Genomic DNA, 21808 nt, shown 5'->3' with positions numbered 1-21808 from the left:
CCGGTCAGCTGCCGGGCGACCCGGTGACGTGCCAGCGGCCGACCTCGCGGTACTCCGAGTCGTACACCGCCGAGCCGTCGCCGGGCGCCATCGCGTAGTGGTGGAGGTTGCCGCCCCAGTAGCGCAGGATGCGGCCCAGTTCGCCCGCCGGGTCCTGCGCGGTCTTCCCCTCGTCCCACTCGACCTCCAGCACGAACTTCATACGCGGCCTTCCTCTCGTCAGGGGTGTCCATCCGCCTGCTCTCCAGTCTTCCATTCAAGTGCGAACAGGGATTTCGGCGACGTTCACGCAGGTCGGCGAGGGAAATGGGCAGGAAAATCTCAACCGGGGACGAGAGCTGTGACGGGCCGGTCCGCCCCGTAGGCTGCACCCGGCGGACGGAACGGGACGGTGGGAGGACGGCGTGGCGGACCGGTTGCGGGCCGGTGAGCTGGCGCGGGCGGCGGGCATCTCCGTACAGCAGCTGCGCAGCTATCTGGACACCGGCGTGCTGCCGCCGGCCGCGCGCAGCGCGGGCGGCCACCGCCGGTTCACCACCCTGCACGCCGAGGCGCTCACCGCCGCCCGCGCCCTCGCCGCCGGACACGGCTGGGCCACCACCCGCACCGTCATGCGCGCCCTCCACGACGGTGACGAGGAGACCGCGCTCGCCGCGCTCGACGCCGGCCACGCCAGGCTGGACCGGGAACGGCGCGACCTGACCGCGGTCCACGACGCCCTCGCCACGGTGCCGGACGCCGCGCCGCCCGCCTTCGCGCCCGGTCCCTTGCGGATCGGCGCCGCGGCCCGCGCCGTGGGCGTCCGGCCGCCCGTCCTGCGGCTCTGGGAGCACCACGGGCTGCTCCGCCCGGACCGCGAACCGGCCACCGGATACCGCAGCTACCCCGCCGCCGAACTGCGCCTGGCGCACATCACCGCACTGCTGCGGCGCGGCGGCCACCCCCTCGCCGCCATCGCCGCCGTCCTGGACGAACTCCGGACGACGGGCGACCCCGACCGCCTCCGCGCCGAGCTGGCCCGCCGCCGCGCCGCCCTGCACCAGGCGTCCCGCCACCGTCTGACCGCCGCCGCGGCGCTGCACACCTATCTCCTGCGGCGCGCGGCCGAGGAGTCGGCACGACGAGCGGAAGGAAGCGCCGGGGCCGTGGCGGAGCGGACCGGGCAGGCACCGGGACGGGCGCCGTCCTCACCGGCGTGATCACCGCCGCCGTGGGCGCCACGGGCACACTCCGCGTCGCGCCCGGCGGGCGAGGACGGCGGTGTCCGGGGTCAGAAACCGAAGTCCTGCGTCCACCAGGGGCCTCCCGGCCCGCGGTGCACCCCGACGCCGAGCGTGCGGTACTCGCAGTTGAGGATGTTGGCGCGGTGCCCCGGGCTGTTCATCCAGGACGCCATGACGGCCGCGGCGTCGGCCTGGCCGCGGGCGATGTTCTCACCGCCGAGACCGGAGACACCGGCCGTGCGGGCACGGTCCCAGGGGCCGGCGCCGTCCGGGTCGGTGTGGTCGAAGAAACCGCGCGCGGCCATGTCGTCACTGAAGTCCCGGGCCAGCGAGGCCAGTTCCCCGTCGGCCTTCACCGGCGCGCACCCGGCCTCGGCCCGCTCCTCGTTGACCAGCGACAGCACCTGGGCCTCGGCCCCGGAGCCCGCCGGACGCCGCGGGGACGGGGAGGCGGTCGGCGCCGTGGTGGGCGCGCCGGAGACGGCGCCGCCACCGTGCCCGGCACCGGCCGGGGGCGGAGCCGGGCGGCGGTGCTCCGTCGGGGACGGCGAGGCGGACGGGGATGCCGTGGAGCTGGGCCGCCCGGTGCCGGGGGCCGCCGTGCGGCCACCGCCGCGGCCGACCGCGCCCGCCGCCCGGTCCGTCGGTACGGCCGGTGCACCGCCCTGCGGCGAGGCGTCCGGCAACGTTCCGGCCCGGACCGGCCGCCCGCCGTCCTCACCCACCACGTACCGGTCACCGCTGCCCGGGATCAGCCCCGAGGCGACCGCGACGGTCCCCATCGCGACCGCGGCGGACGCGCCGATCAGCCCCGTCCGCACCGGTGCCGTGCGCCGGGCGCGGTGGCTTTGCCGGCCGCGCTCACCGAAGGCGGCATCGGCGAGCGGTGCGCCCGCCGGTCCGGTAGCAGGGGAAGCAGAGCGTCTGTGGCGGCCCATCCGCTGGCGTCCTTCCGTCCTCAGCATCGTCAAATTCACTCGAACGAGTGAGCTGGATTGCCGGGCGACTGTACGCCATGCCCCACCGGACCGAGGTGTCCGGCGGACGTTCGGCCGGATACCGTGCACGCCATGAACGAAGAAGTCCGCCTGACGGCATGGGTGCGTGGCCGGGTCCAGGGCGTCGGATTCCGCTGGTTCACCCGCGCCAACGCCCTCCGCATCGGCGAACTGGTCGGCTTCGCGCTCAATCTGGACGACGGACGCGTCCAGGTCGTCGCCGAAGGCCCGAAGGACCGCTGTGAGGAATTGCTGGAATGGCTGCGCGCCGGGGACACGCCCGGACGCGTCGACGGTGTCACTGAGATATGGGACACCCCGCGCGGGGGTTACGACGGCTTCGCGACGCGCTGACGGACGACGGAAAGCAGCCCCTGAGCGACCCCGGGAATGATCTTCGGACCGGTCCCGGGAGGTCCGCCGGCGGGAGATTTCGCCTGGTGGTTGCCAACTCGGCCGTCCCGTGCAAGGCTGCCGCTGTACGGATGATCTCCACGCCCCGCGGGACCTTTCTGGAGAACCGGCGCCCGGCCCGCACGGCCGCGCCGTCTCAGGTGCCCAGCGATACGGGGTGTGATCGTGTTGACCGTCAAAACAATTGGTGAGACTCTGGAATCCCCGCGCACCTTAGCTGTTTGGCATTGAGAACCCCGCAAATGACAAGCACCGCGGGTGCGAATCCCTCACGACCCACACCGCTTCGGTCGGTCACTCATTGTGGAGGACCATCCATCATGGCAAAGGCGCTTCTCGGTTACGTCGGCGGCTCCGACCCCCGAGTCCTCTCCGAGATGCGACGGCTTCAGCAGCGCGTGCAGGACCTGGAATCCGAATTGATCCGGATGCAGGCCGAAAACGACATGCTGTCCGCTGCCGCACGTCACGACGGTTCGATGCTCGACGTACCCCAGGCGGAGCCCGCGCTCACCTGACCCCCGCCTCAAGGGCCGGTGCAGCGTATGCCACCTGCTTGAGGAACTGCCATCAGCACGATCCGCGTCACGCGAGATCTGCAAAAGGGACGCTTCGGCGTCCCTTCGTCATGTCCGCCCTCCCGTGCCCCGAGCGCCGGATCCTTTCGGCGCTTACCGCATGATGTGCCCTGCGCCACACGGCGTGAAACCGAAAGTGGACACGAGGGGGCGCGGCGAGGGCCGCCGGGCCCCGGGATGTCGGCCGGAGCGCCCGGAATGGGCCGGTAAAGTCGCACGGCGTGCACCTCAAGAGTCTGACCCTGCGAGGCTTCAAGTCCTTCGCCTCCGCCACGACGCTCCGCTTCGAACCGGGCATCACCTGCGTCGTAGGGCCCAACGGCTCCGGCAAGTCCAACGTCGTGGACGCGCTGTCCTGGGTGATGGGCGAGCAGGGCGCCAAGTCGCTGCGCGGCGGCAAGATGGAGGACGTCATCTTCGCCGGGACGACCGGGCGGCCCCCGCTCGGCCGGGCCGAGGTGTCGCTGACCATCGACAACGCCGACGGGGCGCTGCCCATCGAGTACGCCGAGGTCACCCTCACCCGGACGATGTTCCGTAACGGCGGCAGCGAGTACCAGATCAACGGGGACACCTGCCGGCTCCTCGACATCCAGGAACTTCTCAGTGACTCCGGTATCGGCCGGGAGATGCACGTCATCGTCGGGCAGGGGCAGCTCGACGGGGTGCTGCACGCCGATCCGATGGGGCGCCGGGCCTTCATCGAGGAGGCCGCCGGGGTGCTCAAGCACCGTAAGCGCAAGGAGAAGGCGGTCCGGAAGCTGGACGCGATGCAGGCGAACCTCGCCCGCGTCCAGGATCTGACCGATGAGCTGCGCCGGCAGCTCAAACCGCTCGGCCGGCAGGCGGCGGTCGCGCGGCGCGCCGCCGTCATCCAGGCCGATCTGCGCGACGCCCGGCTGCGGCTGCTCGCCGACGACCTCGTCACGCTGCGCCGTGCGCTGCACGCCGAGATCGCCGACGAGGCGGCGCTCAAGCGGCGTAAGGAGGCCGCCGAGCAGCGGCTGCGGGACGCCCGGCGGCAGGAGGCGGAGCTGGAGGAGCGGCTGCGGGAGCTGACGCCGCGGGTGCAGCGGGCGCAGCAGAACTGGTACGAGCTGTCGCGGTTCGCCGAGCGGGTGCGCGGCACCGTCTCGCTCGCCGAGGCGCGGGTGCGCAGCGCGCGGCAGGCGCCGCCGGAGGAGCGGCGCGGCCGCGACCCGGAGGACATGGAGCGCGAGGCCGCCCGGATCCGTGAGCAGGAGGCGGAGCTGACCGCCGCGGTGGAGGCGGCGAGCCGGGCGCTGGAGGACACCGTCGAGCACCGGGCCGCTCTGGAGCGGCAGTTGGCCGACGAGGAGCGGCGGCTGCGGGATGCGGCGCGGGCCCTCGCCGACCGGCGGGAGGGGCTGGCGCGGCTCAGCGGGCAGGTCAGCGCCGCCCGCGGCCGGGCCGCCTCCGCGCAGGCCGAGATCGGCCGCCTGGCCGCCTCCCGCGACGATGCCCGGCAGCGTGCGCAGGAGGCCCAGGAGGAGTACGAACGGCGCGCGGCGCAGGCCGGCGCCCTGGAGACGGCGCGCGCCGAGGAGGGTGAACGCGACGCGGCCGCCCGGCGGGAACTGGCCGCGGCGGACGCCGCGCTGGAGGCCGCGCGGGAGGCGCTGACCGTCGCGGAGCGCGGACGCGCCGCCACCTCGGCCCGGCACGACGCGCTCGCCCAGGGGCTGCGGCGCAAGGACGGCAGTGGCGCGCTCCTGGCCGCGGCCGGGGAACTGACCGGCCTGCTCGGGCCGGCCGCGGAGCTGCTCACCGTCGCGCCCGGCCACGAGGTGGCCCTCGCCGCCGCGCTCGGGGTCGCCGCCGACGCCCTCGCGGTCAGCGGTCCGTCGGCCGCGGCCGACGCCATCCGGCTGCTGCGCAAGCAGGACGCGGGCCGGGCGGCGATGCTGCTGGCCGCGCCCCAGGAGACGGTGTCCGCGGCGGCGGTTCCCGCGCCCGCGGCTCCGGGTGACGGCCTCGCAGGGCCCGCGCACGGGGCCCCGGACGAAACCCCCGCCCCGGATGGCGTACGGCTTCCGTCGCCCGCCCGGGAGGCCGGTGCGAAGCCGGACGGGGCGGACACCCCGAAGGCCGCGCCGCTGCTGCCCGGCCCTCGGGAACAGTTCCTGCGGGCCGCGGAACTCATCGATGGGCCGCCGGAGTTGACCGCGGCCGTTCGGCGTCTGCTGCGGGACGTGGTGGTCGTCGCGACGCTGGAGGACGCCGAGGACCTGATCGCGGCGCGGCCCGGACTGACGGCCGTCACGGGTGAGGGGGACGTCCTCGGCGGCCACTTCGCGCACGGGGGGTCGGCCGGGGCGCCGAGTCTGCTGGAGGTGCGGGCCGCCGTCGACGAGACGGCCGCCGAACTCGCCGCACTGGACGCCCGCTGCGCGGTGCTCGCCGAGGAGCGGCACACGGCGGCCGAACGGCGCGCCGCGGCCGCCGCGCACGTCGCGGAGCTGGACGCACGGCGGCGTACCGCGGAGCGTGAGCAGTCGCAGGTCGCCGGGGACCTCGGGCGGCTCGCCGGACAGGCGCGGGCCGCCGCGGGGGAGGCCGAACGGGCCGCCGCGGCGACGGCGAAGGCCGAGGAGGCCCTGGCGCGCGCCACCGAGGAGGCCGAGGAGCTGGCCGAGCGGCTCGCGGTCGCCGAGGAGGAGCCGGGCGAGGAGGAGCCCGACACCTCGGTACGCGACCGGCTGGCCGCCGACGGCGCCAACGCCCGGCAGACCGAGATGGAGGCCCGGCTCCAGACGCGTACCCACGAGGAGCGGGTCAAGGCGCTCGCCGGGCGGGCCGACGCGCTGGACCGGGCGGCGCGCGCGGAGCGTGAGGCGCGGGCGCGCGCCGAGCGGCGGCGCGCCCGGCTGCGGCACGAGGCGGCGGTGGCCTCGGCGGTCGTGGCGGGCGCCCGGCAGCTGCTGGCCCATGTCGAGGTCTCGCTCGTCCGGGCCGAGGAGGAGCGGGCGGTGGCGCAGCGGGCCACCACCGGGAGCGAGGAGGCCCTCGCCGCCGCGCGGGAGCAGGGGCGCGCACTCGCGTCGGAGCTGGACAAGCTGACCGACTCGGTGCACCGGGGCGAGGTCCTGGGGGCCGAGAAGCGCCTGCGGATCGAGCAGTTGGAGTCGCGTTCCCTGGAGGAGCTGGGGGTGGAGCCGGCCGCGCTGGTCGCGGAGTACGGGCCGGATCAGCCCGTACCGCCGTCGCCCGCGGCCGAGGGGGAGGAGTTGCCGGACGATCCGGAGCATCCGCGGAACCGTCCGGGGGCGTACGACCGCGCCGCGCAGGAGAAGCGGCTCAAGGCGGCCGAGCGGGCGTATCAACAGCTCGGGAAGGTGAACCCGCTCGCCCTGGAGGAGTTCGCCGCGCTGGAGGAACGGCACCAGTTCCTGAGCGAACAGCTTGAAGACCTGAAGAAGACCCGGGCCGATCTGCTCCAGGTCGTCAAGGACGTCGACAAGCGCGTGGAGCAGGTTTTCACCGAGGCGTACCAGGACACGGCGCGGGAGTTCGAGGGCGTTTTCGGGCGTCTCTTCCCCGGCGGTGAGGGCCGGTTGGTGCTGACCGATCCGGACCACATGCTCACCACCGGGGTGGACGTGGAGGCCCGCCCGCCGGGCAAGAAGGTCAAGCGGCTCTCGCTGCTGTCCGGCGGCGAACGGTCGCTGACCGCGGTGGCCCTGCTGGTCTCGATCTTCAAGGCGCGCCCCAGCCCGTTCTACGTGATGGACGAGGTCGAGGCGGCGCTGGACGACACCAACCTCCAGCGGCTGATCGGGATCATGGAGGAGCTGCAGGAGAGCAGCCAGCTGATCGTGATCACGCACCAGAAGCGGACGATGGAGGTAGCCGACGCCCTCTACGGGGTCTCGATGCAGGGCGACGGCGTCTCGAAGGTCATCAGCCAGCGGCTGCGCTGAGCCCGCGCCGCCGCGCCCGGCGCCCGCGCACGGCGCCGGGCGTACGGCGCGGCGGGCGTCCGCGCCGTACGCCCGGCTCGGGAGCTGCGGGAAGCCCGGTGACGGGCCCCGTTCCCTCCGTTCAGCTCCGGGACCTCTGTTCAGAACTTGTATTCACGTCCCCGAACAGGGCGGATAAGTATTTTCATCTTGGTCTATTGACTTAGAAACTTGAACGCATAGTCTCTGCAACGTCGCTCTTACCTTCACGTGGTGGCTGCCTTCGACGTATGCGCCACTGGAGGTGCCAGCCCCCTACGCCCGGCAGCGCAGCCGGGCCACTGGAGTACACGTTGACCAGCACCGCGCAGCCGGCGGTACCGGAAGGCCGTAAGGCCCACCCGGACCATCTCGGCCATGTCATCTTCATCACCGCGGCTGCCGCGATGGGCGGCTTCCTCTTCGGCTACGACAGTTCCGTGATCAACGGCGCCGTCGAGGCGATCCGCGGCCGGTACGAGGTCGGCTCGGCCGTTCTCGCGCAGGTCATCGCGATCGCGCTGATCGGCTGCGCGATCGGCGCCGCCACGGCGGGCCGGATCGCCGACCGGATCGGCCGCATCCGCGTGATGCAGATCTCCGCGGCGCTCTTCACCATCAGCGCCGTCGGGTCCGCGCTGCCGTTCGCGCTCTGGGACCTCGCCGTGTGGCGGGTGCTCGGCGGTATCGCGATCGGTATGGCGTCGGTCATCGGCCCGGCGTACATCGCCGAGGTCTCGCCGCCCGCGTACCGGGGCCGGCTCGGCTCGTTCCAGCAGGCCGCGATCGTCGTCGGCATCGCCGTCTCCCAGCTCGTCAACTGGGGCATCCTCAACCTCGCCGACGGTGACCAGCGCGGCGAACTCGCCGGGCTGGAGGCGTGGCAGTGGATGCTCGGTGTGATGGTGGTCCCGGCACTGCTGTACGGCCTGCTGTCGTTCGCGATCCCGGAGTCGCCGCGCTTCCTGATCTCCGTCGGCAGGACCGACAAGGCCAAGCAGGTGCTGTCCGAGGTCGAGGGGCACGCCGTCGACCTCGACACCCGGGTCGAGGAGATCCAGGACGCGATGCGCCGGGAGCACCGGTCGACGTTCAGGGATCTGCTGGGCGGCCGGGGCGGCTTCCTGCCGATCGTGTGGGTCGGTATCGGGCTGTCGGTCTTCCAGCAGCTGGTCGGCATCAACGTCGCGTTCTACTACTCGTCGACGCTGTGGCAGTCCGTGGGCATCAACCCCGAGAGCTCGTTCTTCTACAGCTTCACCACGTCGATCATCAACATCATCGGCACCGTCATCGCGATGCTCTTCGTCGACCGGATCGGCCGCCGTCCGCTGGCCCTCATCGGCTCCGCCGGTATGGCCGTCGCACTCGCCCTGGAGGCGTGGGCCTTCTCCGCCAAGACGGCGGCCGGGACGCTGCCGACGACGCAGGGCACCGTCGCCCTCATCGCGGCCCACTGCTTCGTGCTCTTCTTCGCCCTCTCCTGGGGCGTGGTGGTCTGGGTCTTCCTCGGCGAGATGTTCCCCAACCGCATCCGCGCCGCGGCGCTCGGCGTCGCCGCCTCCGCCCAGTGGATCGCCAACTGGGCCATCACGGCGAGCTTCCCGAGCCTGTCCGACTGGAACCTCTCCGGTACGTACGTGATCTACATGATCTTCGCCCTGCTCTCGATCCCCTTCGTGCTGAAGTTCGTGAAGGAGACCAAGGGCAAGGCGTTGGAGGAGATGGGCTAACCACCCCCCGCCAGTCCGCCTCCTCGCAGAACGGTGCTGCCCCGGCTCATACGGAGAGCCGGGGCAGCGCCGTGTCCGGGACGCCGTGCGCGCGCCCCGTGCGGCCGTCCCGTGCGCGCGCCCGGTGTGGCGGGCGTACGGCGCGAGAGGTGTCCGGCCGAGTCAGGACGCGTCGTCCGCGGCGGGTGCGGGCGCCGGGCTGCGGTGGCGGAAGGCGCGGCGGTAGGCGGCGGGCGTGGTGCCCAGGGCGTCGTGGAACCGGCGCCGCAGATTGGTCGCGGACGACAGGCCGACACGTACCGCCACCGCCTCGACCGGCAGATCGGTCTCCTCCAGCAGCGTCCGCGCCGCGGAGATCCGCCGGGCCAGCAGCCACTGCCCGGGGGTGGTGCCCACCTGCTCGGCGAAGCGGCGCGCCAGCGTCCGCGGCGAGACCCGCAGCCGCGCCGCCATCTCCGCCACCGACACCCGCGTCCCCAGCCGCCCGGACACCCAGTCCAGCAGCGGCGCCAGCGACGGCTCCGCCCGCCGGAGCGGCGCCTCCGCGGTGAACTGCGTCTGGCCGCCCTCGCGGTGCGGCGGCACCCCCATGTACCGGCCGACGCGCGCCGCGTACCCGGCGCCGTGGTCGGCGCGGAGCAGATGCAGACAGAGGTCGATCCCGGCCGCCGCCCCGGCGCTCGTCGCCACGTCGCCGTGGTCGATGTACAGCACCGTGGCGTCCATCCGCACCCGCGGGAAGCGCGCCGCGAAGTGCGCCGCGCGCTTCCAGTGGGTCGTCGCCCGCCGCCCGTCGAGCAGTCCGGTGGCGGCCAGCGCGTACGCACCCGAGCAGAGGCCGACCAGACGGGCGCCGCGGGCGTGGGCGCCGCGCAGCGCCCCGCGTATCTCCTCGGGCAGCGGCGCGTCGGGCGCCCAGCCGGGGACGACGACGGTGTCGGCGCCGTCCAGCGCGGACAGGCCCGCCGCGGCGTGCAGGGTGTACCCGGCCGTCGTCGCCACGGGGCCGGGCCGCAGCGCGCAGATCCGGAAGTCGTAGTACGCGGGGAGGCCGGGATGCCGGGTGCCGAAAAGCTCCGCGGCACACCCCAGTTCGAATGTCGGCTGCGGTGCGTGCACCAGTGCGACGACCTGGTGACGCGGCCCCTTCCCGGCCTGCGGTATCGCGGTGGGGGACGGCGAGTCGATCATGGCAGGAAAGTACCCGGCGGGGTCACTTCTGGCACTGGGAAGCCCCTCGCGGGCCCGACAAGCTGTCCTCATGAACGTGAACACGCAGGTCAACGACGAGCACGACGCGACGCCCGAGGGGACGAGCACCGGGGCGGTACCGGGGGCGCACCCCGGGGGCGTGGGCGGGACGCCCGGCTACCTCTTCCGTACGGCCGCCGACGCCGAGACCATGGAGCCGGCCCCCGGCATCACCGCCCGGCTGCTGTGGACCGGGGAGAACGGCGCCAAGGCGATGGTGGTGGAGTTCGCCCCGGGTAGCTGCTGGGACGGGATCGACGTCCACGAGCCCGGCCCCGAGGAGGTCTACGTGGTCTCCGGCACCTTCCACGACGGCGACCGCGACCACCCCGCCGGGACGTTCCTCCACGCCCCCGCCGGCTCCTGGCACGTCCCGCAGTCCGCGGCCGGCTGCACCCTCTTCGTCTTCTACCCGGAGGGCTGACCCTCCCGGGGAGACGGGGCCGGGCCGGCGCGTGGTGCGCGGTCCGGCCCCGTGCCGCGTTCCGCGGCCCGCCCCGTGCCGGGCTCGCGGCCGCCCCGTGCCCCTCACTCCAGCCCCGGCAGGACCTCGTCCGTGAAGAGCTGGAGGGAGCGCCAGCCCTCGTCGACCGGCATGCCGCCGCACAGCGGGTGGAGGACGAGTGAGCCCGGTGCGTCCGGACCCTGGGCCAGTTGCCGGCACTCCTGGGGCGTGACGATGCGGTACACGCCCTCCGCGCGTAGCTCCGCCACGTCGCGGGCGGCCGAGCGCACCGCCGAGCGGACGCTCGCGGGCTGCCAGGACGCGTAGGTCCGGGCCTCGTACAGCAGATGGTGGCCGTAGCGTTCCCAGGCCCGTTCCGGGTCCTCGGACACATGCAGCAGGTGGGTGCGGGGATCGGGCTGCTGCACCCAGCCCTCGGTGCCGTGGGCGGCGCACTGATCGTGGTAGTACGCCACCAGCTCCGGCAGGTGCGCGGAGGGGAACAGCGGCAGGCCCAGCCGGGCGGCGCGCCGGGCCGCGGCGCGGGAGCTGCCGCCGACCAGCAGTGGCGGATGCGGCCGGGAGTACGGGCGCGGGGTGACGTGCACGGTGCGGCCCCGGTACCGGAACGGCTCACCGCGCCATGCGGTCAGCAGCGTGCGGAGCACCTCGTCCTGGAGGGCGCCGCGCCCCGCCCAGTCCTTGCCGTGCGCCGCGTACTCCTCGGGCCGGTAGCCGAGCCCGGCGACGGTGATCAGCCGGCCGCCGCCGAGCAGATCGAGCACGGCGATGTCCTCGGCCAGCCGGAGCGGGTCGTGCAACGGCGTGAGCAGCGCGGAGACCGTGACCGCGAGGCGGCGGGTGGTGCCGAGCAGCGCGCCGGCGAAGGCCAGCGGGGCGGGCATCCAGCCGTCGCCGGTGGTGTGGTGTTCCTCGGTCTGCACGGTGGTCAGGCCCCGTGAGTCGGCGAACGCGGCCATCTCCAGCGCCGCGCGGTAACGGGCCGCGAGCGTGGCGGGGGAGGGGTCGGGATCGACGAGGTTGAGGCGCAGAACGGTGACGGGCGGCATGGCGGCGTCCCCTTCGCCGGGCGGATGGCGAGGAGGACGCTAGCTGACGGGATGTCAGATTTCCAGGGTGGTGGCGGGCGTCCCGCCCGGGGCGGCCCCGCGGCGCGGCCCGTACGGCGGGGCAGCGGGCCGCACGGGGCCGGGCGCGGCGCCCCGTGCGCCGTGCCCCGTGCGCGGATACCGCTCCGGTCAGCCCGTCCTGAGCGGTGTCCGGTCCCCGGCGGGCGCGTCCGCCGCCGGGACGTTCTCCTGCGGACGGGGCAGCACCGCGAAGAGCGCCGCGGCGAGGAGGATGGTGGCGGCCCAGCCCAGACCGTTCCGTCCGATCCAGGTGGTGGCCAGCGGCCCGGTGAACCACTGCACCTTCGTGAAGCAGAGCCCCGCGGCCAGCGCCACCGCCCAGGAGGTCATCGCCTGCCAGCAGAAACCGCCCCGGTACCAGTAGCGGCTGGTGCGCCCGATGGTCAGCAGGCTGTCGGCGTCGTAACGGACGGCGTAGCCGCGGCGCCGGGCCATGTCCACGGCGTAGACGCCGATCCAGGCGGAGAACGAGACCGCGAGCAGCGTCAGGAAGGTGATGAACTGCCCGATGAAGTCCTTGGCCACCAGCATCATGAACAACCCGCCCACCAGGCTGATGACGGCGTTGATGCTCACCGCCAGCGCCCGCGGCAGCTTGACGCCCATGGTCTGTGCGGTGAACCCGGCGGAGTACATCGACAGGCTGTTGATCAGCACCATCCCGACCAGCGCGGTGATCAGGTACGGCACCGCCAGCCAGGTCGGCAGGATCGTGCCGAGGAACGACATCGGGTCGGTGTTCTGCCCGGCCAGCTTCGGGTTGGACACCGCCATCACGCCGCCCATCAGCACCATCGGCACCAGCACCAGCGCGGCACCGGAGACCGTGGCGCCGACGATCCGGCGGCCGGACGCGGCGTGCGGGAGGTACCGCGCGAAGTCCGGGCCGGTCGGCACCCAGCTGATACCGCCCGCGGCGATGGTGCCGACGCCGGCGATCACCATCGCGGTGGTGCCCGCCTTCTTCGCGAAGACCGCGTGCCAGTCCATGGTGGCGATCAGGTACACCAGCACCATCACGGTGAACGCGCCGAAGAGGTACGTCGAGTACCGGTTGCAGATGTTGAGCGCCTTCCGCCCCATGCCGCTCACCAGGTACGTACAGGCGACGAACGCCAGCAGCGTGATCACGATCAGGAGGTTGTCGGCGCGGACGCCGAACAGCAGCCGCAACACCGTCAGCACCGCGTACGCGCCGGTGACGGCGTTGATCGTCTCCCAGCCGAAGCGGGCCACCCACAAGATCGCGCCCGGGAAGTAGTTGCCGCGCACGCCGAACGCCGCCCGGGAGAGCATCGCGCCCGGCGCGCCGCCCCACTTCCCCGACACCGACACCACTCCGACCATGCCGAACGCCACCGTCGCGGCGATGGCGGCGACCAGCAGGACCTGCCAGAAGTTCAGTCCGTTGTTGACCACCAGCGCGGCGCCCATGGTCAGCAGGAGCACGCTGATGTTGGCGGCGACCCAGGTGGGGAACAGCTCGCGGACGCGCCCGTGGCGTTCGCTGTCGGGTACGGGCTCGATGCCTCGGGTCTCGACGGCGCCGTCGGTTTCGGGGGTGGACGTGGTGCCCATGGTGCAGGTGTCTCCGTGCGCGGTTCTGGAGCGCCTCCCGGCGGACGGGACGGCGCGAGGCAGCGGCTTTGGTGCCCGGCCAGGTTCGGTCGCCAGGACTCTACGCGCGTTGCGCAGCCGTCCACCATCGTACTTTGATCCAAGTTCGTGCTGTACGTCCCGTTGGACCCCTCCATGAAACCGCAGCTCCACGCCGTCGGAGAAAGGCTCCAACGCGGCCCCGGTGCCCCGCTGGCCAGCGATTTCCGGCCAGCCTCGGTCTGTTGGGCAACCGCCCCGCGCACGGGGGCACGGAGCGGGGGCGCACGGGGCGCGCGGCGCCTGCGGGATCGGCGCGTGCGGCCCCCGCGAGGGGGACGTGGCTGATACTGGGAGGGTTATGGAAATCGTCATCCTTGCTGTAGTCATCGCCGTGGTCGCGCTCGGCGCGATCAGCGGGCTCGTCGTCAGCGGCCGCAAGAAGAAGCAGCTGCCGCCGTCCCCGCCGGCCGCCCCCGTCACGCCCTCCGTCACCGCGCCGCCCGCAGAACCGCAGGTCGGTGAGGAAGCCGAGGCCCCGAGCGACGAACCCCGTCGCACCATCGAAGACACCCCGCTGCCCGTCGCCGAGGCCCCCGAGGCCGAGGCGCCGGCCGCCGAGCCGGCGGCCCCGCCCGCCCCGGAGATCGAGGTCCCGGAGCCGACCGCCGGCCGCCTGGTGCGGCTGCGCGCCCGGCTCTCCCGGTCGCAGAACTCCCTCGGCAAGGGCCTGCTGACCCTCCTGTCCCGCGAACACCTCGACGAGGACACCTGGGAGGAGATCGAGGAGACCCTGCTCACCGCCGACGTCGGCGTCGCCCCCACCCAGGAACTGGTCGAGCGGCTGCGGGAGCGGGTCAAGGTCCTCGGCACCCGCACCCCCGAGGACCTGCGTGCCCTGCTCCGTGAGGAGCTGCTCACCCTCATCGGCACCGACACCGACCGCTCCGTGCACACCGCCAACGGCATCGGCAACGGCGGCGACGAGATCCCCGGCGTCGTCATGGTCGTCGGCGTCAACGGCACCGGGAAGACCACCACCACCGGCAAGCTCGCCCGGGTGCTGGTCGCCGACGGCAAGTCCGTCGTCCTCGGCGCCGCCGACACCTTCCGCGCCGCCGCCGCCGACCAGCTCCAGACCTGGGGCGAACGGGTCGGCGCCCGCACCGTGCGCGGCCCCGAGGGCGGCGACCCCGCCTCCATCGCCTTCGACGCCGTCAAGGAGGGCATCGCCGAGTCCGCCGACGTCGTCCTCATCGACACCGCCGGCCGGCTGCACACCAAGACCGGACTCATGGACGAGCTGGGCAAGGTCAAGCGGGTCGTCGAGAAGCACGGCCCGGTCGGCGAGGTGCTGCTCGTCCTCGACGCCACCACCGGCCAGAACGGCCTGGTCCAGGCGCGGGTCTTCGCCGAGGTCGTGGACATCACCGGTGTGGTCCTCACCAAGCTCGACGGCACCGCCAAGGGCGGCATCATCGTCGCCGTCCAGCGCGAGCTGGGCGTCCCGGTCAAGCTGGTCGGCCTCGGCGAGGGCGCCGACGACCTCGCGCCGTTCGAGCCCGAGGCGTTCGTCGACGCGCTGATCGGCGACTGACCCCGGCACCCCCGGTCGACGCGCTGATCGGCGACTGACCCCGGCACCCCCGGCAGCACACGGCCCCCGGCACCCGCTCCGTCACGGAGCGCGGCACCGGGGGCCGTCGCATGGCGGGACGGGGGCGCTACCCGGCCGCCCGGCGGCCCGAGCGGTGACAGACGTACGCCAGCGTCCCCAGCAGCAGCCGGGCCTGCGGCGGGCGGGCCGCCGTCTCCAGGGACGGCGGACGCAGCCACTGCACTGGGCCCGCCGCGCCGAGGTCCGACGGGGGAGCGGTGAGGTGATCGCCCGGCCCCAGGGGGCGCAGATCGAGCGCCGCGTCGTCCCAGCCCGTCCGGTAGAGCAGCCCCGGCAGCCCGGCGGCGGCCCCCGGCGCGACGAAGAACTGCGCGCGCCCCGTAGGGGTCAGCGTCACCGGGCCGAGCGGCACCCCCATCCGCTCCAGCCGCGCCATGCCGCACCGGCCCGCCGCCTCCGGCACGTCCAGCACGTCGAACGACCGGCCCACCGGCAGCAGCACCGCCGCCCCCGGCGTCCGCGACCAGGCGGCCGCGACCGCCTCCAGCGAGGCGCCCGCCGGGATCTCCGTACCGAAGGAGAGCGGATGCGCCCCCGGGGCGGGGCACGCGGACTCGCCGCACGAGCACTCCGGGCGCCCGCCCCCGGTGCGCGCCGCTCGGGCGCCGGGGACGACGTCCCACCCCCACAGCCCGGTGTATTCGGCCACCGTGGTGCTCTCGGGCGCGCGCACGCGGCGCCTGGCGCCGATGTCCCGGATGCCGCCGATCGTGAAACCCATGCCCCCTCCAACGGGTGGTGTGTCGCAGTGGTTACGAGCCGCCCCGGGCCCCGGGACCGACCGCGGGCGCCCCGTGGCGGGGCACCGGAGCGCCGCTGTGACGCTCCGTCGACGGGGCGCGGACGCCCCGCGGCGCGCCCTCGGAGCGGGGGCGCACCATGCGGCGTGTGCCGTGGCGCGCGCGCCGTCATGCGCATCGCTCCGTCGGGTCGCGCCCGACCTGTGTCAAGTCAATCGTGCGGAGCGGAGCGGCAGTTCATTCGAAGGGGTGGCGAATGGTGGCGTTTCTGTGAGCGGCCTCGCGAGGAGCGTGATCGTACGATTACTTTCGGTGCCCGGCATCCGGGGGAGCGCCGTCCGGGCGACCTCCCGGCGGCCGGACGGACCGGGGCGGTGGCCGGAATGCGCGACCTGCCGGGACCGGCCGGGCAGGATGCCTCAACAAGCCGGATCCTGCACGGGGTTCGCGTCGGACGACACACGGTTGGGGGCGTTACCAGTGGGCGGCAACGGCAGCGGAACTGCCGAGAAGCGTCCCAACACACAGTTGGGATCGTGGTTCGTGCGCAGCGGCTGGTCCAAGGGCGAGCTGGCCCGGCAGGTCAACCGCAGAGCCCGTCAGATGGGCGCGCACCACATCAGCACCGACACCTCCCGCGTCCGCCGCTGGCTCGACGGCGAACAGCCGCGCGAGCCCATCCCGCGCATCCTGTCCGAACTCTTCTCCGAACGCTTCGGCTGCGTCGTCGGCGTCGAGGAGCTCGGACTGCGCGCCGCGCACCGCTCCCCGTCCGCCTCCGGCGTCGACCTGCCCTGGGCCGCCCCGCAGACCACCGCGCTGCTCAGCGAGTTCTCCCGCAGCGACCTGATGCTGGCCCGCCGCGGCTTCCTCGGCACCTCCCTCGCCCTCGCCGCCGGACCGTCCCTGATCGAGCCGATGCAGCGCTGGCTGGTCCCGGTCCCTCCGGCCCCGGGTGCCCCGGATTCCGGGCCCGCCCGCGAGCGTGCCCGCGGCGTCCGCCTCTCCGCCCCCGAACTCGACCTGCTGGAGGCGACCACCGCCATGTTCCGGCAGTGGGACGCCCAGTGCGGCGGGGGGCTGCGCCGCAAGGCCGTCGTCGGGCAGCTCCACGAGGTCACCGAACTCCTCCAGGAGCCGCAGCCCGCCGCCGTCGCCACCCGCCTCTTCAAGGTCGCCGCCGAACTCGCCCAGCTCGCCGGCTGGATGAGCTACGACATCGGCCTCCAGCCCACCGCCCAGAAGTACTTCGTCCTCGCCCTGCACGCCGCCAAGGAGGCCGGCGACCGCCCCCTGGGCGCGTACATCCTCTCCAGCATGAGCCGCCAGATGATCCACCTCGGACGGCCCGACGACGCGCTGGAGCTGATCCACCTCGCGCAGTACGGCAGCCGTGAGACGGCGACCGCCCGCACCCAGGCGATGCTGTACGCCGTGGAGGCCCGCGCCTACGCCGGGATGGGGCGCCCCAGCAGGGTCAAGCGCGCGGTCCGGATGGCGGAGGAGACCTTCGAGGACGCCGTGCCCGGCGAGCCCGAGCCCGACTGGATCCGCTTCTTCTCCGAGGCCGAGCTGAACGGTGAGAACGCCCACTCCTACCGTGATCTCGCCTACGTCGCCGGGCGCAGCCCCACCTACGCCGCCCTCGCCGCGCCGGTCATGGAGCGCGCCGTCGAACTCTTCGCCAAGGACGCCGAGCACCAGCGTTCGTACGCCCTCAACCTCATCGGGATGGCCACCGTCCACCTGCTGCAGCGGGAGCCGGAGCAGTGCGCGGTGGTGGCCCGGCAGGCCATACCGTTCGCCCAGCAGGTCCGCTCCGAGCGGGTCAACACCCGGCTGCGGAAGACCGTCGACACCGCCGCGCGCGACTTCGGCACCGTCGCCGAGGTGATCGACCTCGGCGAGGAGCTGGCCCGCCGCCTCCCCGAGGCCGAGGCCGTCTAGAGGACGCCGAGGCCGTCTGGAGGACGCCGAGGCCGCAACGACACCGGCCGCGGCGCCGCCCCGTACCCACCCGACCCGGCTTCCCCACGCCAGGTCCGCGGGCGGCGCCGTGGCCGGCCCCCGTCCGCCGCCGCGCGCCCGGCGCCCGTTCACCGCCGCGTAACGCCGGCGACGCCTTCGTCACGGCGGTGAAACGTCCGGGGGCCGTGGCCGAAACCCGGCTGCGTCAGCCTCGGGGGGAACGACGGCCCATCCACCGCACCCGCACGGGCCGCATCGACGACGGGAGACGCCGATGCCCCCAGGCATCCAGACACTCGCGGACGGGCTCGCGGCCAAGGCCCTGAGCCCCGCCGACACCGGCTTCCTGCTCCTCTGCTCCGCCCTCGTCATGGTCATGACGCCGGGCCTGGCGTTCTTCTACGGCGGCATGGTGCGCGTCAAGAGCGTCCTGAACATGCTGATGATGAGCTTCATCAGCCTCGGCATCGTCACCGTCCTGTGGGTCCTCTACGGCTTCGGGCTCGCCTTCGGCACCGACCACGGCGGGCTCATCGGCTGGCGCGGCGACTTCGCCGGACTCGACGGCATCGGCCTGACCGAACTGTGGGGCACCAGCGGCGTCCCGGTGTACGTCTTCGCCGTCTTCCAGCTGATGTTCGCCGTCCTGACACCCGCGCTGATCAGCGGCGCCCTCGCCGACCGCGTCAAGTTCACCGCCTGGGCCCTCTTCACCGCCCTGTGGGTGACCGTCGTCTACTTCCCCGTCGCGCACTGGGTGTGGGGCGAGGACGGCTGGCTCTACCGGCTCGGCGTCATCGACTTCGCCGGCGGCACCGCCGTCCACATCAACGCGGGCGCCGCCGCCTTCGGTGTCCTCCTCGTCGTCGGACGGCGCATCGGCTTCCGCAAGGACCCGATGCGCCCGCACAACCTGCCTCTGGTGATGCTCGGCGCCGGACTGCTGTGGTTCGGCTGGTTCGGCTTCAACTCCGGCTCCTGGCTCGGCAACGGTGACGGCGTCGCCGCCGTCGCCTTCGTCAACACCCAGGTCGCCACCGCCGCCGCGATGCTCGGCTGGCTCGCGTACGAGAAGCTGCGCCACGGCGCGTTCACCACGCTGGGCGCCGCCTCCGGGGCGGTCGCCGGCCTCGTCGCCATCACCCCGGCGTGCGGCGCCGTCAGCCCGCTCGGCGCCCTCGCCGTCGGCGCCATCGCGGGTGTCCTGTGCGCCCTCGCCGTCGGCCTCAAGTACCGGTTCGGCTACGACGACTCCCTCGACGTGATCGGCGTCCACCTCGTCGGCGGCGTCGTCGGCTCCCTCCTCGTCGGCCTCTTCGCCACCGGCGGTGTGCAGTCCAGCGCCCGCGGCCTCTTCTACGGCGGTGGCCTGGGCCAGTTCGGCATCCAGACCCTCGGCGTGGTCGCCGTGCTGCTCTACTCCTTCGTCGTCAGCCACCTCCTCGCCAAGGGCGTCGACCGGCTGATGGGCTTCCGGGTGACGCCGGACGAGGAGATCACCGGCGTCGACCGGTCCGCCCACGCCGAGACCGCCTACGACTTCACCGGCGCGGGCAGCGGCTCCGCCCACCCCGCGCCGGTGCCCCTCGCCGGGGACCCGCTCCCCGCACACGGCACGGCACGGGACGCGGAGCGGGTGGACGCATGAAACTCGTCACGGCAGTCATCAAGCCGCACCGCCTCGACGCGGTGAAGGAGGCGCTCGGCGCGTTCGGCGTGCACGGCCTGACCGTCACCGAGGCCAGCGGCTACGGCCGGCAGCGCGGCCACACCGAGGTCTACCGGGGCGCCGAGTACACCGTCGACCTCCTCCCCAAGATCCGCATCGAGGTGCTCGCCGACGACGCGGACACCCCCGCCCTCACCGACGCCGTCGTCACCGCCGCCCGCACGGGCGAGATCGGCGACGGCAAGGTCTGGACCCTCCCCGTCGACGACGCCATCCGCGTCCGCACGGGAGAACGGGGCACGGACGCTCTCTGACCCCCCACCGGCGGGGCGGCCTCGTGCGGGGCCGCCCCGCCTTCGCGCGCCCCCGCCCCGAGCGGTGCGGGGCACGTGCGGCGCGGAGGCGGCCCGGCACCGCGCTCGTGCGAGGCCCGCGCCCGTCTCGTCCGGGCCTCGCGCCCGCCTTGGCCGGGCCTCGCGCCCGCCTTGGCCGGGCCTCGCGCGGCAGCATGAGGCCCGCCCCGTGCTGCGCCGCGCGGCACGGGGGGCGGCCCCATGCACCGCGCCCCGTGCGGGCCCGTGCCCGCCCGGCCGGGACCGCACGGGGGCGCGGCCCCCTGAAGGCGCGCCCGGCGCCGGTGCCCGGCGGCCCGGAGTGGCCCGCTTGCCGGGCCGGATACTCTAGGAGTCGACTGCCTTACGCCCCCGACCCCGAGGAACGACGACCGCCGTGTTCGATACGCTTTCCGACCGCCTGGCGAGTACCTTCAAAAACCTCCGGGGCAAGGGCCGCCTCTCCGAGGCCGACATCGACGCCACGGCGCGCGAGATCCGTATCGCCCTTCTTGAGGCCGACGTCGCGCTGCCCGTCGTCCGCGCCTTCATCAAGCAGGTCAAGGAGCGTGCCACCGGCTCCGAGGTCTCCCAGGCGCTGAACCCGGCCCAGCAGGTCATCAAGATCGTCAACGAGGAGCTGATCGGCATCCTCGGCGGCGAGACCCGCCGCCTGCGGTTCGCCAAGACCGGGCCGACCGTCATCATGCTCGCCGGTCTCCAGGGTGCCGGTAAGACCACCCTCGCCGGCAAGCTCGGCCGCTGGCTCAAGGCCCAGGGCCACACCCCGCTGCTCGTCGCCTGCGACCTCCAGCGCCCCAACGCCGTCAACCAGCTCTCCGTCGTCGCCGAGCGCGCCGAGGTGGCGGTCTACGCCCCCGAGCCCGGCAACGGCGTCGGCGACCCGGTCAAGGTCGCGCAGGACTCCGTCGAGTTCGCCCGCGCCAAGCAGCACGACGTCGTCATCGTCGACACCGCCGGCCGCCTCGGCATCGACCAGGAGCTGATGCAGCAGGCCGCGGACATCCGCGACGCCGTCGAGCCCGACGAGGTCCTCTTCGTCGTCGACGCGATGATCGGCCAGGACGCGGTCAACACCGCCGAGGCGTTCCGCGACGGCGTCGGCTTCGACGGCGTCGTCCTCTCCAAGCTCGACGGCGACGCCCGCGGTGGTGCCGCGCTCTCCATCGCGCACGTCACCGGCAAGCAGATCATGTTCGCCTCCAACGGCGAGAAGCTGGACGACTTCGACGCGTTCCACCCGGACCGCATGGCGTCCCGCATCCTCGGCATGGGCGACATGCTCAGCCTGATCGAGAAGGCCGAGCAGACCTTCAGCCAGGCCGAGGCCGAGAAGATGGCGGCCAAGCTCCAGAAGGGCCCCAAGGAGTTCACGCTCGACGACTTCCTGGCCCAGATGGAGCAGGTCCGCAAGATGGGCTCCCTCTCCAAGCTGCTCGGCATGCTGCCCGGCATGGGGCAGATGAAGGAGCAGATCAACAACCTCGACGAGCGTGAGGTCGACCGCACCGCCGCGATCATCAAGTCGATGACCCCGGCCGAGCGCCACGAGCCGACGATCATCAACGGCTCGCGCCGCGCCCGTATCGCCCGGGGTTCCGGTGTCGAGGTCAGCGCGGTCAAGAACCTCATCGAGCGGTTCTTCGAGGCGCGCAAGATGATGTCGAAGATGGCTCAGGGCGGCGGCATCCCGGGGATGCCGGGCATGCCCGGGATGCCCGGCGCGGGCGGCGGCGCCAAGAAGAAGAAGCAGGTCAAGCAGGCCAAGGGCAAGCGCAAGAGCGGCAACCCGATGAAGCGCAAGGCCGAGGAGGCGGCGGCAGCCGCCCGCCGCGAGGCCGCCCAGAACGGCAACCCGCTCGGTCTGCCCCCCGGCGGCGCCGACCCCCAGAACTTCGAACTCCCCGAGGAATTCAAGAAGTTCATGGGCTGACCCCTCGTTCCTGACCGTCCGGGCCCCCGCCGCACCCACGCGGCGGGGGCCCGCGCGTACCCGGCGCCGCACCCCGCCGCGCGCCCGGTACGGTGCGACGGCGTACGCCGTACCGATCG

17 protein-coding genes are annotated in these 21808 nt (G+C 73.6%); 11 read left to right on the top strand and 6 right to left on the bottom strand.

All coding sequences use genetic code 11. The annotated features are described in order from the left end of the window. Window positions 1–4 precede the first annotated feature (4 nt). Window positions 5–202: a hypothetical protein gene (locus ACZ4M8_RS05860; protein ID WP_467603677.1), complete on the bottom strand. Its 198-nt coding sequence runs from the start codon at window positions 200–202 to the stop codon at window positions 5–7. 202 nt (window positions 203–404) lie between these two features. Here ACZ4M8_RS05860 and ACZ4M8_RS05855 point away from each other — a divergent pair, with 202 nt between their 5' ends. Next, window positions 405–1199: a MerR family transcriptional regulator gene (locus tag ACZ4M8_RS05855; protein WP_467603676.1), complete on the top strand. Its 795-nt coding sequence runs from the start codon at window positions 405–407 to the stop codon at window positions 1197–1199. A gap of 71 nt (window positions 1200–1270) precedes the next feature. Here ACZ4M8_RS05855 and ACZ4M8_RS05850 read toward each other — a convergent pair whose 3' ends face one another. Continuing rightward, window positions 1271–2161 carry a CAP domain-containing protein gene (locus tag ACZ4M8_RS05850; RefSeq protein WP_467603674.1) on the bottom strand — a complete coding sequence of 297 codons (891 nt, stop codon included), beginning with the start codon at window positions 2159–2161 and terminating at the stop codon, window positions 1271–1273. Between the two features lie 132 nt (window positions 2162–2293). On the opposite strand from ACZ4M8_RS05850, the gene ACZ4M8_RS05845 reads away from it, so the two are divergent. From ACZ4M8_RS05845 to ACZ4M8_RS05830, 4 genes are all read left to right on the top strand, one after another. Beyond that, the gene (locus ACZ4M8_RS05845) at window positions 2294–2575 is read left to right on the top strand and encodes an acylphosphatase (protein WP_391646129.1); all 282 of its coding nucleotides are present in this window, start codon (window positions 2294–2296) and stop codon (window positions 2573–2575) included. 380 nt (window positions 2576–2955) lie between these two features. Next, window positions 2956–3153, top strand: a complete 198-nt coding sequence (locus tag ACZ4M8_RS05840) for a hypothetical protein (RefSeq protein WP_030287366.1) — start codon at window positions 2956–2958, stop codon at window positions 3151–3153. Window positions 3154–3434: 281 nt separating this feature from the next. Next, window positions 3435–7154: a chromosome segregation SMC family protein gene (locus ACZ4M8_RS05835; RefSeq protein WP_467603672.1), complete on the top strand. Its 3720-nt coding sequence runs from the start codon at window positions 3435–3437 to the stop codon at window positions 7152–7154. A gap of 332 nt (window positions 7155–7486) precedes the next feature. Continuing rightward, the gene (locus tag ACZ4M8_RS05830) at window positions 7487–8905 is read left to right on the top strand and encodes a sugar porter family MFS transporter (protein ID WP_467603670.1); all 1419 of its coding nucleotides are present in this window, start codon (window positions 7487–7489) and stop codon (window positions 8903–8905) included. 162 nt (window positions 8906–9067) lie between these two features. Here the strand turns inward: ACZ4M8_RS05830 and ACZ4M8_RS05825 are convergent, their stop codons facing one another. Beyond that, the gene (locus tag ACZ4M8_RS05825) at window positions 9068–10096 is read right to left on the bottom strand and encodes a helix-turn-helix domain-containing protein (protein WP_467603669.1); all 1029 of its coding nucleotides are present in this window, start codon (window positions 10094–10096) and stop codon (window positions 9068–9070) included. A 211-nt stretch (window positions 10097–10307) separates the two neighbouring features. Here ACZ4M8_RS05825 and ACZ4M8_RS05820 point away from each other — a divergent pair, with 211 nt between their 5' ends. Beyond that, on the top strand, window positions 10308–10580 hold the full coding sequence (locus ACZ4M8_RS05820; protein ID WP_467605255.1) for a cupin domain-containing protein: 273 nt from the start codon (window positions 10308–10310) through the stop codon (window positions 10578–10580). A gap of 104 nt (window positions 10581–10684) precedes the next feature. On the opposite strand, the gene ACZ4M8_RS05815 is transcribed toward ACZ4M8_RS05820, so the two are convergent. Beyond that, a complete protein-coding gene (locus ACZ4M8_RS05815) occupies window positions 10685–11671 on the bottom strand; it encodes an LLM class flavin-dependent oxidoreductase (RefSeq protein WP_467603667.1) in 987 nt (328 codons plus the stop codon). 189 nt (window positions 11672–11860) lie between these two features. Next, window positions 11861–13330, bottom strand: a complete 1470-nt coding sequence (locus tag ACZ4M8_RS05810) for a purine-cytosine permease family protein (protein WP_467603666.1) — start codon at window positions 13328–13330, stop codon at window positions 11861–11863. Between the two features lie 379 nt (window positions 13331–13709). On the opposite strand from ACZ4M8_RS05810, the gene ftsY reads away from it, so the two are divergent. Next, entirely contained in the window at window positions 13710–14945 is a 1236-nt protein-coding gene (gene ftsY / locus ACZ4M8_RS05805; RefSeq protein ID WP_467603665.1) for a signal recognition particle-docking protein FtsY, read from the top strand. 127 nt (window positions 14946–15072) lie between these two features. On the opposite strand, the gene ACZ4M8_RS05800 is transcribed toward ftsY, so the two are convergent. Then, window positions 15073–15747: a bifunctional DNA primase/polymerase gene (locus ACZ4M8_RS05800; RefSeq protein ID WP_467603663.1), complete on the bottom strand. Its 675-nt coding sequence runs from the start codon at window positions 15745–15747 to the stop codon at window positions 15073–15075. Window positions 15748–16246: 499 nt separating this feature from the next. Here ACZ4M8_RS05800 and nsdA point away from each other — a divergent pair, with 499 nt between their 5' ends. The 4 genes from nsdA (at window position 16247) to ffh (ending at window position 21689) form a co-directional block, all read left to right on the top strand. Next, complete coding sequence (nsdA, locus tag ACZ4M8_RS05795) at window positions 16247–17713, top strand: transcriptional repressor NsdA (RefSeq protein ID WP_467605252.1); 1467 nt, start codon at window positions 16247–16249, stop codon at window positions 17711–17713. A gap of 295 nt (window positions 17714–18008) precedes the next feature. After that, complete coding sequence (locus ACZ4M8_RS05790; RefSeq protein WP_467603661.1) at window positions 18009–19382, top strand: ammonium transporter; 1374 nt, start codon at window positions 18009–18011, stop codon at window positions 19380–19382. Continuing rightward, the gene (locus tag ACZ4M8_RS05785; protein ID WP_467603659.1) at window positions 19379–19717 is read left to right on the top strand and encodes a P-II family nitrogen regulator; all 339 of its coding nucleotides are present in this window, start codon (window positions 19379–19381) and stop codon (window positions 19715–19717) included. The genes ACZ4M8_RS05790 and ACZ4M8_RS05785 overlap by 4 nt, the downstream gene beginning before the upstream one ends. A gap of 415 nt (window positions 19718–20132) precedes the next feature. Then, complete coding sequence (gene ffh / locus ACZ4M8_RS05780; protein ID WP_467603657.1) at window positions 20133–21689, top strand: signal recognition particle protein; 1557 nt, start codon at window positions 20133–20135, stop codon at window positions 21687–21689. Window positions 21690–21808: the final 119 nt, after the last annotated feature.

The sequence above is a fragment of the Streptomyces sp. NPDC027185 genome (genome assembly GCF_055567035.1).
The sequence above is the reverse complement of the archived record's forward strand: the minus strand, read 5'-3'. Positions and strand labels throughout refer to the sequence as shown.

Excerpts from the sequence above, each read along its gene's own strand:
- ACZ4M8_RS05850 (WP_467603674.1), bottom strand. The coding sequence starts at position 2,161 with ATGGGCCGCCACAGACGCTCTGCTTCCCCTGCTACCGGACCGGCGGGC.
- ftsY (WP_467603665.1), top strand. The coding sequence starts at position 13,710 with ATGGAAATCGTCATCCTTGCTGTAGTCATCGCCGTGGTCGCGCTCGGC.
- ACZ4M8_RS05790 (WP_467603661.1), top strand. The coding sequence starts at position 18,009 with ATGCCCCCAGGCATCCAGACACTCGCGGACGGGCTCGCGGCCAAGGCC.
- ACZ4M8_RS05845 (WP_391646129.1), top strand. The coding sequence starts at position 2,294 with ATGAACGAAGAAGTCCGCCTGACGGCATGGGTGCGTGGCCGGGTCCAG.
- ACZ4M8_RS05800 (WP_467603663.1), bottom strand. The coding sequence starts at position 15,747 with ATGGGTTTCACGATCGGCGGCATCCGGGACATCGGCGCCAGGCGCCGC.
- ACZ4M8_RS05820 (WP_467605255.1), top strand. The coding sequence starts at position 10,308 with ATGGAGCCGGCCCCCGGCATCACCGCCCGGCTGCTGTGGACCGGGGAG.
- ACZ4M8_RS05840 (WP_030287366.1), top strand. The coding sequence starts at position 2,956 with ATGGCAAAGGCGCTTCTCGGTTACGTCGGCGGCTCCGACCCCCGAGTC.
- ACZ4M8_RS05785 (WP_467603659.1), top strand. The coding sequence starts at position 19,379 with ATGAAACTCGTCACGGCAGTCATCAAGCCGCACCGCCTCGACGCGGTG.
- ACZ4M8_RS05810 (WP_467603666.1), bottom strand. The coding sequence starts at position 13,330 with ATGGGCACCACGTCCACCCCCGAAACCGACGGCGCCGTCGAGACCCGA.
- ACZ4M8_RS05825 (WP_467603669.1), bottom strand. The coding sequence starts at position 10,096 with ATGATCGACTCGCCGTCCCCCACCGCGATACCGCAGGCCGGGAAGGGG.
- ACZ4M8_RS05815 (WP_467603667.1), bottom strand. The coding sequence starts at position 11,671 with ATGCCGCCCGTCACCGTTCTGCGCCTCAACCTCGTCGATCCCGACCCC.
- ACZ4M8_RS05860 (WP_467603677.1), bottom strand. The coding sequence starts at position 202 with ATGAAGTTCGTGCTGGAGGTCGAGTGGGACGAGGGGAAGACCGCGCAG.